The sequence below is a fragment of the Streptomyces sp. NPDC048142 genome (assembly GCF_043202835.1).
Taxonomy (GTDB): Bacteria; Actinomycetota; Actinomycetes; order Streptomycetales; family Streptomycetaceae; genus Streptomyces.
The window spans coordinates 1-12,097 of sequence record NZ_JBIDBC010000048.1 but is presented as its reverse complement, the minus strand read 5'-3'; the positions used below and the strand labels follow the sequence as shown (position 1 = coordinate 12,097).

At 71.9% G+C, this 12,097-nt stretch carries 11 protein-coding genes and 1 pseudogene; 9 read left to right on the top strand and 3 right to left on the bottom strand.

Annotated features, from left to right (window positions below):
• The first annotated feature begins 61 nt into the window (after nt 1–61).
• From ACGF2Y_RS34425 to ACGF2Y_RS34410, 4 genes are all read left to right on the top strand, one after another.
• On the top strand, nt 62–619 hold the full coding sequence (locus ACGF2Y_RS34425; protein WP_392955545.1) for a hypothetical protein: 558 nt from the start codon (nt 62–64) through the stop codon (nt 617–619).
• Nucleotides 616–1,677: an efflux RND transporter periplasmic adaptor subunit gene (locus ACGF2Y_RS34420; RefSeq protein ID WP_392955543.1), complete on the top strand. Its 1,062-nt coding sequence runs from the start codon at nt 616–618 to the stop codon at nt 1,675–1,677. The genes ACGF2Y_RS34425 and ACGF2Y_RS34420 overlap by 4 nt, the downstream gene beginning before the upstream one ends.
• 179 nt (nt 1,678–1,856) lie before the next feature.
• On the top strand, nt 1,857–2,597 hold the full coding sequence (locus ACGF2Y_RS34415) for an ABC transporter ATP-binding protein (protein ID WP_392955593.1): 741 nt from the start codon (nt 1,857–1,859) through the stop codon (nt 2,595–2,597).
• 188 nt (nt 2,598–2,785) lie between these two features.
• Entirely contained in the window at nt 2,786–3,970 is a 1,185-nt protein-coding gene (locus ACGF2Y_RS34410) for an ABC transporter permease (protein WP_392955591.1), read from the top strand.
• A gap of 396 nt (nt 3,971–4,366) precedes the next feature.
• Here ACGF2Y_RS34410 and ACGF2Y_RS34405 read toward each other — a convergent pair whose 3' ends face one another.
• Nucleotides 4,367–5,788: a PAS domain-containing protein gene (locus ACGF2Y_RS34405; protein WP_392955541.1), complete on the bottom strand. Its 1,422-nt coding sequence runs from the start codon at nt 5,786–5,788 to the stop codon at nt 4,367–4,369.
• A gap of 642 nt (nt 5,789–6,430) precedes the next feature.
• Nucleotides 6,431–7,069, bottom strand: coding sequence for a pyridoxamine 5'-phosphate oxidase (pdxH, locus tag ACGF2Y_RS34400; RefSeq protein WP_392955589.1), 639 nt, complete (start codon nt 7,067–7,069; stop codon nt 6,431–6,433).
• A 421-nt stretch (nt 7,070–7,490) separates the two neighbouring features.
• Between pdxH and ACGF2Y_RS34395 the strand changes: the two genes are divergently transcribed.
• Nucleotides 7,491–8,594, top strand: a complete 1,104-nt coding sequence (locus tag ACGF2Y_RS34395) for a citrate synthase 2 (RefSeq protein WP_392955539.1) — start codon at nt 7,491–7,493, stop codon at nt 8,592–8,594.
• Between the two features lie 40 nt (nt 8,595–8,634).
• Here ACGF2Y_RS34395 and ACGF2Y_RS34390 read toward each other — a convergent pair whose 3' ends face one another.
• A complete protein-coding gene (locus tag ACGF2Y_RS34390; protein WP_392955537.1) occupies nt 8,635–8,868 on the bottom strand; it encodes a hypothetical protein in 234 nt (77 codons plus the stop codon).
• A 149-nt stretch (nt 8,869–9,017) separates the two neighbouring features.
• Here ACGF2Y_RS34390 and ACGF2Y_RS34385 point away from each other — a divergent pair.
• The 4 genes and pseudogenes from ACGF2Y_RS34385 to ACGF2Y_RS34370 form a co-directional block, all read left to right on the top strand.
• A pseudogene (locus tag ACGF2Y_RS34385) lies at nt 9,018–9,283 on the top strand (hypothetical protein); the annotation flags it as partial.
• Nucleotides 9,270–9,998, top strand: coding sequence for a uridine kinase (locus tag ACGF2Y_RS34380; protein ID WP_392955535.1), 729 nt, complete (start codon nt 9,270–9,272; stop codon nt 9,996–9,998). The pseudogene ACGF2Y_RS34385 and the gene ACGF2Y_RS34380, both read left to right, overlap by 14 nt.
• A gap of 232 nt (nt 9,999–10,230) precedes the next feature.
• Nucleotides 10,231–10,743, top strand: a complete 513-nt coding sequence (locus ACGF2Y_RS34375; RefSeq protein WP_392955531.1) for a hypothetical protein — start codon at nt 10,231–10,233, stop codon at nt 10,741–10,743.
• A 406-nt stretch (nt 10,744–11,149) separates the two neighbouring features.
• Complete coding sequence (locus ACGF2Y_RS34370) at nt 11,150–11,848, top strand: tectonin domain-containing protein (protein WP_392955529.1); 699 nt, start codon at nt 11,150–11,152, stop codon at nt 11,846–11,848.
• Nucleotides 11,849–12,097 lie beyond the last annotated feature (249 nt).

Below are 12,097 nucleotides of genomic sequence, written 5' to 3'. Positions count from 1 at the left end.
TGGCCGAACCAGCCGAACCAGCCGACGTACCCGGCCTGTCAGCAACCGACGAGGAGCCCCCATGGACCAGACCCTGTCCCGCCGGACCGCCGCGCGCTCGCGAGGACGCCGGCAAGAACGCTCGCGTGGGCGCTCGCGCGGGCGCTCCCTCGCCGCGGCCTGCGCGATGGCCGCCGCCCTCGCCCTGACGGCCACCGCGTGCTCGGGCGGCGGCGGCACGAAGGACGGCGGATCGGCCTCCGGCACCAAGAAGACGAAGGAGGACCAGGCACTGGAGCACCGCACGTGCCTGCGTGACCAGGGCCTGGACATCCCCGAACCGAAGCCGGGCCAGGACGGCGTCGGCATCACCGTCGACGGCGGATCCCTGAGCAAGAAGGAGATGGAGAAGGCGTTCAAGGCCTGCGAGGACAAGGCGGTCGGCGGCGGGGCCAAGGAGCTGACGCAGGCGGAGAAGGACAAGATGGTCGCCTTCGCCCGGTGCATGCGCAAGAACGGCTTCGACATGCCCGACCCGAAGTTCGACGGCGGGGCGATGCGGGCGGCGCCCGCGCTGGAGCCGAAGGACATGAAGAAGTTCGAGAAGGCCAACAAGGCGTGCGAAAGCGCCGGCCGATGAGGCGGGGACGGGCCGTGGCGGCAGCGGTGGCGGTGGTGCTCGCCGTGGCGGCCGGGTCGCTCGCCTTCACACGGCTCGGTTCGGACGAGGAGACCGGCGGGGCGAAGAACACCGGCCTGCCCCCGGCCACCGTCCCGGTCGAACGCGGTGACCTGCGCGACCACGCCCAGGCCGACGGGACGCTCGGCTACGACAGGGAGCGCAAGGTCAACGCGGGCGCGGCGGGCACCATGACCTGGACGCCGCGCACCGGCTCGACCGTGGAGCGGAACGAGCGGCTGTACGAGATCGACGGCCGGCCGGTGCGTCTGATGTACGGCTCCGGGCCCATGTACCGGACGCTGAAGGCGGGCGACAAGGGCCGGGACGTGGAGCAGCTGGAGCGCAACCTCGCGGAGCTGGGCTACACGGGCTTCACCCCGGACGAGGAGTACACCGAGCTGACGGCGGCGGCCGTCAAGCGCTGGCAGAAGTCCCACGACGCGAAGCAGACCGGGAAGGTCGGGCCGGCGGACGTCACGTTCGCGCCGGGGAAGGTCCGGATCAAGAGCATCGGGGCGGGCGTGGGCGAACAGGCCCAGCCCGGCGCCCCGGTCCTGGAGACGACCGGTTCCGAACGCATCGTGACGTTTCAGCTGGACGTGGCCGAGAGCCAGTTGGCGAAGGCGGGCACGAAGGTCACCGTGGAGCTGCCGGACGGCACGACCGCGCCCGGGAAGGTCTCCTCGGTCGGCCGGACCGCGAAGCCCGGCGACGACCCGCAGGACGACAGCCCCAAGGTCACCCTGACCGTCTCCTTCGACGAGCCGGACGACGTCGAAGGCTTCGACCAGTCGCCGGTCACGGTGAACCTGACGGGCGAGACCCGCAGAGACGTCCTGACGGTCCCGGTGAACGCGCTGCTCGCCCTGCCCGGCGGCGGCTTCGGCCTCCAGGTCGTCCGGGGCGGCACGGTCCGTGAGGTCAAGGTCGAGCTCGGCATGTTCGCCGAGGGCCGGGTCGAGGTGTCCGGCGGCGGTCTGCGCGAGGGCACGAAGGTGGGGGTGCCGAAGATATGAGCCGTTACGTGGGTACGGACATGGGGCACGGTGCGGACGCGGCGCCCGGTCGGGGCACCGGTGCGGGCTCCGGTACGAGCGCCGTCGGCTCCGGTACGGACGTGGGCCCCGGCGCTCGTACGCGTACGGACACCGGCCCCGGGGCGAACGCGGGCCCCGGCCTCGGCCTCGGCCTCGACGTGCGTACAGGCCCCGGCCCCGGCGCGCGTACGGTCGTCGCCCTCTCCGGCGTCACCAAGGAGTACCCGGGCCCGGTCGCCGCGCTGCGCGGGGTGGACCTCACCGTCGAGGAGGGCGAACTCCTCGGCATCGTGGGCCCCTCCGGCTCCGGCAAGTCCACGCTGCTGCACATCATCGGCACCCTGGACCGCCCCACCGCCGGCTCCGTCCACATCGCGGGCCACGACGTGGCGGCGCTCTCCGACCGCAGGCTCTCCGCGCTGCGGGCCCAGCACGTGGGCTTCGTCTTCCAGGCGTTCCACCTGGTGCCGGGTGTCAGCGCCCGCGACAACGTGGCGGAAGGCCTGCTCTACTCCGGCCTCTCCCGCTCCGTACGCCGCCGCAGGGCGGCCGAGGCGCTGGACCGGGTCGGCCTCGCGGACCGCCTCGGCCACCGGCCCCACCAGCTCTCCGGCGGCCAGAAGCAGCGGGTCGCCATCGCTCGGGCGGTGGTCGGCGAGCCCGCGCTGCTGCTGGCCGACGAACCGACCGGAGCGCTCGACTCGGAGTCGGGGGCGGCGGTGATGGAACTGCTGCGGGACCTGAACCGGGAGGGGGCCACGATCGCGGTCATCACGCACGACACGGAGATCGCGCGGGAGTTGCCGCGCGAGGTGCGGATCCGGGACGGCCAGGTGGTCGCGGACGTACGGAACGACGCCACCACGCCCGGGGCGTCCGCGACGGGAGCGGGGCTGTGAGCCGGGACGCGGGCACGGACCGGGACGGCAAGGGCACGGGCACGGGTGACAAGGCCGCAGGCACGGACCGGGACGGCAAGGGCGCGGGCACGGGCACGGGTGACAAGGCCGCAGGCACGGACCGGGACGGCAAGGGCGCGGGCACGGGCGGCCGGGGCACAGGCTCGGGCGGCCGGGGCCAGGGCCGGCTGAAGGCGGCACGCCTCGGCCCCCGGGACGTGGCTCACGTCGGCTCGTCCGGCCTGCGCAGCCGCCCGATGCGGGTGGTGCTCTCCGCACTGGGCATCGCCATCGGCATCGCCACGATGATCTCGGTGGTCGGCATCTCCGCCTCCAGCCAGGCCCAACTGCTTCGCGAACTCGACAAGTTGGGCACCAACCTCCTCGTCGCCTCCCCCGGCGACTCGATGTTCGCCGGACAGGAGGTGAAGCTGCCCGAGGAATCGGTGGGGATGGTGGGCCGGATCAAGGGCGTCCAGGACGTCGGCGCGACGGCTGACCTGAACGCGACCGTACGCCGCAACGAGAGGATCGACGAGGGCGATACCGGCGGGATCGCGGTCAAGGCGACGACGGCCGACCTGCTCCGCGTCCTGCGCGGCGAGGTCAGCAGTGGCAGCTGGCTGAACGCGGCGACCGGCCGCTACCCCTCGGTCGTGCTCGGCCATGTGTCGGCGGAGCGCCTCGGCATCACGAGGCCGGGACAGCAGGTATGGGTGGGCGGCCGGTACTTCACGGTCACCGGCATCCTGGCCCCGCTCCCCCTCGCCCCGGAGATCGAGCGCTCCGCCCTGGTCGGCTGGGAGGGCGCGAAGCGCCTGCTGGACTTCGAGGGCCACCCGACGTCGGTGTACGAACGCTCGACGGACGCGGCGGTGCAGGACGTACGCAAGGTGCTGGCGGCGACGATCGACCTGCGAAGCCCGCAGAACGTGAAGGTCACCGACCCGTCGTCGGCGCTCCGCGCGAAGGCGGCGACCGAGGGGGCGTTCAGCAGTCTGCTGCTGGGCCTGGGCGGCATCGCGCTGCTCGTCGGGGGCGTCGGAGTCGCCAACACCATGATCATCTCGGTCCTGGAGCGGCGGTACGAGATCGGCCTGCGCCGCTCACTGGGCGCGACCCGGGGCCAGATCCGCATCCAGTTCGTCACGGAGTCGCTGATGCTGTCGGGTCTGGGCGGCCTGGCGGGCGTGGCCCTGGGCGCGGCGGCCACGGGCGTGTACGCGCACTCCGGCGGGCTGCCCTGGGTGGTCCCGCCCTGGGCGGTCGGCGGCGGCTTCGGCGCGACGCTGGTCATCGGCACGGTGGCGGGCCTCTACCCGGCGGTCCGGGCGTCCCGGCTCTCCCCGACCCTGGCGCTGCACGCGGCGTGAGGACGGATCCGGCTGGCTGCCGGAAGCAGGCAGGCAGCGGCTCCCGCCGCTGCCTGTTCCCGTCTTTGTCCTTCCGTCCTCACCCAGCGCAAGCTGGGCGCGCGGGGGCATGGGGACGCCCCCGCCGATGGGAAGAGCGGGAAAATCCGGGTGAGACACATACCCCTGTCCGGTGGGTGCTGGCCCCGGTGCGCCCTTGCCGCCGTGGCCCGGCGGGTGGCCGGAAGCACGCCGCACGCGAGGTGAGCACCGGGCGTCGGGCCCGCCCCCGCGCCCCGGCACCCAGACGCCCCGGCGGATACCCGCCCATCAGCGCCTCGCCCGGCTGCGGGCCGGCAGTCGGCAGTCGGCAGTCGGCAGTCGGCAGTCGGCAGTCGGCCGAGCGGGTCCGGTCTCCTACCGTTCCGCCGTCACCTGGGCCAGGTCGACCGCTCCCGCGACCCGGGCCGCGACCGTCTCCGCGTACGCCGTGTCCGGGCGTTCGAAGGCGGCCCGGTTCGCCGCGCGGAGGAAGGTCAGCACGCCCAGCGTCCGGCCCCGGCTGCGGAGCACCGCGCAGAGCGCGTGCGCCGCGTCCCGGGGCCAGCGGCGTTCGGTGGCCCAGGCTGCCGACCCGGCGTCCCCGGCGGCCGCGCTCGTACGGACGGTGCCGGTGCGCTCGACCGACCGCAGGGCCGGGTGTCCGGGATCGTAACGGACCGGGATGGATCCCCCCGCGACCAGCAGACACGGACCCGGCGCGTCGAACGGCGTGGCGACCGTACGCACCAGGCGCTCGCCCGCCACCAGATCGACCAGGACGTGGTCGGCGAACCCGGCGAGCGCGAAGTCCAGCAGGGAGGTCGCCGCCTCCATCGGGTCCTCGCACTCGGAGGCCGTGCGGGCGGCCCGGTGCAGCTGGCTCGTCCGGAACCGCAGCCGGTCGGCCTCCTGCTCCGCGAGCCGGTCGGCGGTGACGTCCCGGAACAGCCAGCCCACCCCGAGCGGGACCGGTTCCTCCGTCAGCGGCGAGGCCAGCCGCAGGAATCCACTGCGCCAGCACCGGCGGCGCTCGCCCTCCGCCGTCCGCAGCGTCACCCACAGCTCGGCCGGGGCGCTCGGGGCTCCTTCGGCCAGCACGTGGTGCAGGGCCGCCTCCAGCTCCTCGACGCCATGGGTCACCAGCTCGCCGAGCGGTCGGCCGAGGAGGGTGGTGCGGCCACCGCCGAGCGCACGGGAGGCGTAGGCGTTGACGACCGTCGGACGCAGGTCGACGTCGACGAGGACCACGCCCCAGGACGCGTCCTCCAGCAGCGCCTCGCTCAGCGCGATGGCCCGCTCCAGGTCGATCCGGGCGTGCACCTCGCTGAACGCGCAGTAGACCCCGGCCGGTTTCCCGTCCGCGCCGCGCACCCCGGCGGACTGGGTCCGCACCAGCACCCGGCCGCCGTCCTTGCGCAGCAGCGCGAACTCGTGCACCTGCCGCCCCGGCGCGTCCATCGCCGACATCAGCCGCGCCCGCACCTCGTCCGCGTCGGCCCGGCGCACCGCCCAGCCCGCGAAGCCGCTGCGCCCCACAGCCTCTTCCGCCGACCAGCCGAGGACGCGTTCGGCCTCGCGGTTCCAGTGGGTGACCGTGCCGTCGGCGTCGAAGGCACAGAGCGCCGCGTCCATGCCGTCGAGCAGCGCCGCCAGCAGCTCGGACCCGGCGGGCGCACCGGGGATCCCGTCCTCGCCGGCCGCGGACCCGGGGTCCGCGGAGCAGCCCGGCGGCCCGCCGCCGGGATCCTCGTCCGGCCCGAGCTCGTCGGTGGTCCCGCTGCTCCTGGAAGCACCCACTCCGCACCCCCCGCAGAACGTGTCGGCTGTTTTCCCACGCGTCGCCGCGCGTATTGCTACACGTCAGACCATTCAACTCGAACGTGACCCAGCACACATCAACTTCACCGAAATCATTTCTCCCACCGGCACCCTCCCGGCGGCCTACCGATGGATTCGCGCCATGCGCCGGGTCGCGCCGGGGCAGCGCCGGGGCCCGATCGGGCCCTCCCGCGCGGGGAGATTCGCCGGCGGCTCGACGCTGCGTGGTAACGGGGACACGTCACCGGCTTCACGTTCGTCGGCCTGCGGAAGGTTCGCTCCGCCCTGACCCTCACACGTACCGCCGGACACACCGCCCGGAAAGAACGTCACCGAGTGAGAAGGACCGTCACCGGATAATTCGCTTGAACCACGATCCGAGGCGCTCCTAGGCTGTGGGCACACAGGAAAGGAGGTGTTCCGGAAGTGATTTCTTCTCGGACTCGTGAGGTGACTGCGGGCTGACGCCCGTCGTCGCACTCTTTTGCAGTGCATGGCCGGACGCCGGCCAATCCCCAGCAGTCACCGACCCGCAGGCTCGCCGGTAAGTCCGGCCGGCTCCTCTGTGCACGGAGGAACCAGAGCCTGCGGGTTTCTGCGTTTGACGCGGGTGCCGGCCGGCTACGGGCAGAGCCGTTCCACCCGCCACACGCCGGACGCCCCTTCGCCCTCCCTGACGTACCGCAGGCGGTCGTGCAGCCGGTTCGCGTGCCCCTGCCAGAACTCGATCGCCTCGGGCACCACCCGGAAGCCGCCCCAGTGCGGCGGGGCCGGCACCTTCTCGCCTTCCGGATAGCGCGTGGCCAGCTCCTCGTACCGCGTGATCAGCTCCTCGCGGGAGCCGACGACGGTGGACTGGGCGCTGGCCCACGCGCCGAGCTGGGAGCCGTGCGGGCGGGTACGGAAGTAGCCGACGGTCTCCTCGCGGGAGACACGGGAGGCGGTGCCGGTGACGATGACCTGGCGGGCCATCGGGTGCCAGGGAAAGAGCAACGAGACGTACGGGTTGGCGGCCAGCTCGCGCCCTTTGCGGGAGTCGTAGTTCGTGAAGAAGACGAAGCCTCGGTCGTCGTACTGCTTGAGCAGCACGGTGCGCGAGGACGGGCGGCCGTCCGGCGTGGCGGTGGAGACGATCATCGCGTTGGGCTCGTGCAGCACCCCGCCGGCGGCGACCTGGCGGAACCAGCGGGCGAACTGGTCCATCGGGTCGGGGCTGAGGTCACGCTCGGTGAAGTCCTCCGAGCGGTACTGCTCGCGCATGGCCGCCGGATCGGTGGTGGAATCGGTACGGGAGGGCCCCGCGGAGCTACGGGAGGGCTCGTCGGAAGGAGCCTGATGGGCGGCGTGATCCGGTGCGGGCACAGCATGATCCGGAACCGGCACGGAGTGATCTGGTGTGGGCACGGGCCCATCCTGCCGCAGTGGCCGAGTCTGCCCGGCGGGGAGGGCCCGTAATCACGTGGCGTCGAAAGGGGGCCCTGTGCCGGATGTCACGCTTCCCCGTTCCGTGGGAACCCGCCAATATCTTGGGGCAGGCCTGTGGTCTTCGTGCAGCGCGGCCTTTCCCGCACCTGCTCCACGTACGTAGGTACATCACGTACGCCACGTACGCCATGGCCGCCGACCACAGCACGCCGCACGCACGCCCGCACGCCGCCCGCCGAACTGAGGGAGCCGCCTGATGTCCGACTTCGTACCCGGTCTTGAAGGAGTCGTCGCGTTCGAAACGGAGATCGCCGAACCGGACAAGGAAGGCGGTTCGCTCCGCTACCGCGGGGTCGACATCGAGGATCTCGTCGGCCATGTCTCGTTCGGGAACGTGTGGGGGCTGCTGGTGGACGGGGCGTTCAACCCCGGTCTGCCGCCGGCCGAGCCGTTCCCGATCCCCGTGCACTCCGGCGACATCCGGGTCGACGTACAGTCCGCGCTGGCGATGCTCGCCCCCGTCTGGGGCCTGAAGCCGCTGCTGGACATCGACGAGGCGACCGCCCGCGACGACCTGGCACGGGCGGCGGTGATGGCGCTGTCGTACGTCGCCCAGTCGGCGCGCGGCCAGGGACGGCCGATGGTGCCGCAGAGCGAGATCGACAAGGCGCAGTCGGTGGTGGAACGGTTCATGATCCGCTGGCGCGGCGAGCCGGACCCGAAGCACGTGAAGGCGGTCGACGCGTACTGGACGTCGGCGGCCGAGCACGGCATGAACGCCTCCACGTTCACCGCCCGGGTCATCGCCTCGACCGGGGCGGACGTCGCGGCGGCGCTGTCCGGCGCGGTCGGCGCGATGTCGGGCCCGCTGCACGGGGGCGCCCCGTCCCGGGTCCTCGGCATGATCGAGGAGATCGAGCGTACGGGCGACGCGAGCGCGTACGTGAAGCAGGCGCTGGACCGGGGCGAGCGCCTGATGGGCTTCGGCCACCGCGTCTACCGCGCCGAGGACCCGCGCGCCCGCGTCCTGCGCCGCACGGCCCGCGAGCTGGCCGCGCCGCGCTTCGAGGTGGCGGAGGCGCTGGAGAAGGCGGCGCTGGAGGAGCTGCACGCGCGGCGCCCGGACCGCGTCCTGGCGACGAACGTCGAGTTCTGGGCGGCGATCGTCCTGGACTTCGCGGAGGTCCCGGCGCACATGTTCACGTCGATGTTCACGTGCGCCCGTACGGCGGGCTGGTCGGCGCACATCCTGGAGCAGAAGCGCACGGGCCGCCTGGTGCGCCCGTCGGCGACGTACATCGGCCCGGGGACGCGGGACCCGCGCGAGATCGGCGGGTACGAGGACATCGTCGCGGGCTGAGGTCTTCGGGCGAGGGCGCGGCGGTCGGCGGGCGGCTCGGTCACAGGGGTCGGCGTGCCGGACGGCGATGACGTTTGTCGGACACGGACACGGACACGGTCGCCGTCTCGCCGCCGGGCCCGGTGGCGGTCCGCCAGGGCGTGTGGGACCGCTCGGTCCGCCATCCGTCGCCGGGCCGCAGGGACGCGCGTACGTCGTCGAGGGCGGGGAACCGTACGTCCTCGTGGCCGTCCCGCCAGGACCAGGGTGCGAGCGAGACGTGCTCGACCGGCACCAGGAGCCCACCGGGGCGACGGCATCGGCGGCTCGGCGGAGTGCCTGCTCGCGGGGGATCTCCTCCACAGGGGTGTGGAAGTAGCCGACGGCCACCAGGTCGTACATCCCTTCGGGGAAGGACCGGGACAGCGGCCGTAGGTATGGCTGTACGTATGGCTGTACGTACTGGCCGGCGGCTGCGGCTGTTCCTGGGCGAACGGACGCCGGTCCTGAAGCCGGGCGGGGCGGCCGAGTTCGACACGCATGTGCCGCGCCGGTTCGGCCCCGACGACGACCGGACCGTAGAACCCTCGTCTTCCTCGTCGTGTTCCTCGTCGTGTTCCTTTCTCGCCCTCCTCGGTCGCGAGGGCGAACGGGCCCACCTGAGAGCCCGGCAGGAGCCTTTGCGAGGATCAGCCGATGGGACCCACTGACGCAGCATCCGTGCACCACTCCCCCTCGACCTGGCAACAGCCCTTCCCCGCACGGGTGTCGGCCGAGCGGAGCGCCCTGACCGAAGCACTCGCAGAACGCATCCTGGCCGTCGGTGCGGGCCGACTGCTCGTGGGTATCGACGGCTTCACGGCAGCGGGGAAGACGAGCCTCGGCCACGAACTGGCCGCGCACATAGCGACGTCGGGCCGCCCGGCGCTCCGGGCCACGCTGGACGACTTCAAGAACCCGTGGAAGGACCGCCACCTGTACGACCGGGAGTCGGGCGAGGGCTACTACCGCAACGCGTACGACTACGACGCGGCCAAGCGCCTCCTGCTGGACCCCGGCCGCTCCCCGGAAGCCGGGTCCTGCGCGCTCTGCTCCATCGACCCGCTGACGCAGCAGAGCCATGCGGCCGAAACGACCCCGCTCACCCCGGACTCGGTGCTGATCGTGGACGGCGTGTTCGCGTTCCGCCCCGAGATCGACGCGTACTGGGACTTCCGCATCTGGCTGGACGTGGACGCCGAACTCTCCGTGCGCCGGGGCGCGGAGCGCGACCAGAACTGGGCGGGCTCGGACGCGGAGGCGATCCACCGCGATCGCTACCTGGTGGCGGAGCGCCTGTACCTCGGGGAGGTGGACCCGCTGCCGAGGATGGACGCGGTGGTGGACAACACGGACTTCGCGTGGCCTCGGCTGATCACGGGCTGACCCGACCTCCGTTGCCACTGACACCGCCGCTGCCACTGCCACTGCCGCCAGCACGACGCCGAGGAGCCCGCGAGGAGCGGCCGTCCGCCATTCCAAAGCACCAACTCCCCACAGCCTCAAGCCCCTTCACAGCAGTCACGGTGCTCTGCGGGTTGAAACCATGGGATGAGTGCATCAGGATGTGGATACTCGCAGGGCAAGGGGTCCTGGTTATCCAACTATAGGAGCCCACATGATCCACATCACGCTCGGGGCGATGCGCGACGTCGATCCGCAGGAGGACCAGCTGGGTCGTGACCACGTCGGCTGGCACCCGAGCATGGACGACGAAGCCCTGTTCCGCGCCAACCGGGGGTGCTGGGTCCTCGGCGAGCGCGCCGACCGGGAACAGTACGCGCTGCTGTCCGCGCAGGGCATCGTGCGCCAGGCGATCGAGATCGAGAGCCTGACCTCGGCCTCCGGCGGCCGTCGGGCGATCGAGGGCCGCTACCTGGAGACCGGGCACCCGGTTCACGACGCGTACGTCGGAAAGTCCCAGCCGGTGGATCCGGTCCGCAACCCGGTGACGTACTTCGAGTCCCCGCACGCGGCGCGGACGTGCGGCTGCGGTTGCGGAGCACCGGTCACCCTCGGCTGGTTCCTGAGCGGTCACGACCAGAAGGCGCTGCACGACCGGGTCGCCAAGATCGGCACGGTGCACGAGTTCATCGCCTGGTTCGACCGCACCTACACCGAAGGCGACTGACGATCGACCTGGCAGCCCTCAGCCCTGCCTCCCTTCAGCAGGAGCCCCCTTCAGCAGGAGATCCTTTCCGTAGGAAATCCCTTCAGCGGGAGGCAACTCCCTTGTCCTCCTCGTCGTGGCTGCTGGGCCGGCGGGTCGCCCAGGGGATGCGCGTGGGCTGTGCGATGGGCTGCGCGTGCGGGATGTCCACAACGGTCCGCGGAAGCCACCCGAAGGTGTCAAAGGTCTTCCGGCCAATCAGCGCCTGGCCTTCGGTCTCGCCGCCCATTTCCCACGGAGAGGAGACAGACCAAACGCCTATTTTCAGATGATCCAGGCCGGTGTCCGGCCCATTGGGCTGTTTGTCCCTCCTTCCACCGGCCGAGAAGTCCCCGTGCAACATCCAGCACGAACAAGGGGGCACGACATGTCCGAGTGGAAGCAGATCTCCGGGTCGCTGAAGGCGATCGACGCCGGGTCCAGGACCAACGTGTGGGGCGTCAACTCCAACGACGCGATCTACCACTACACCAACAACGACACCAGCCCGTGGGTGAACATCCCCGGCTCCCTCAGCGACATCGGCGCCGCGGCCGACGGCACGGTGTGGGGCGTCAACTCCAACGGCGACATCTACCGCTACACCGGCGACCAGGGCACCACGAACTGGGTCAAGATCAGCGGCTCGCTCTCCCGGATCACCGCCGGGTCGCGCACCAACGTGTGGGGCGTCAACAGCAACGGCGGGATCTACCACTACACCAACAACGACGCCAACCCGTGGGTGAACATCCCCGGCTCCCTCACCGACATCAGCGCCGCGGCCGACGGCACCGTCTGGGGCGTCAACCGCAACGGCGACATCTACCGCTACACCGGCGACCAGGGCACCACGAACTGGGTCAAGATCAGCGGCTCACTGTCCCGGATCGCCGTCGGATCCCGCACCAACGTGTGGGGCGTCAACGCCAACGGCGGGATCTACCGCTACACCAACAACGACACCAGCCCGTGGGAGAGCGTCGCCGGTTCCCTCACCGATATCGGCGCCGCGGCCGACGGCACGGTGTGGGGCGTCAACTCCAACCGCAACATCTACCGCTACACCGGCGACCAGCCCAGCTGACCCGACTGCCTCCCGTCGCGGTGCCCCGGCTCACACTGCCGGGGCACCGTCGGCTGCCGAGCCTGCCGAGCCTGCCGAGGGACGGACCGACGGCCGTGCCCGCCACTCCCGCGCGCGGGTCCCGCAGCCACACCTGCTGCTCCGTGGGGACAGTCTGGGCTTGATCCGCTTTGACGGACATTCGAGATCAGGGGTTCGTCCCCGGGAGGATGTCCATCATGGAGAGCATGGGGAAGAAGAAGCCTCGCC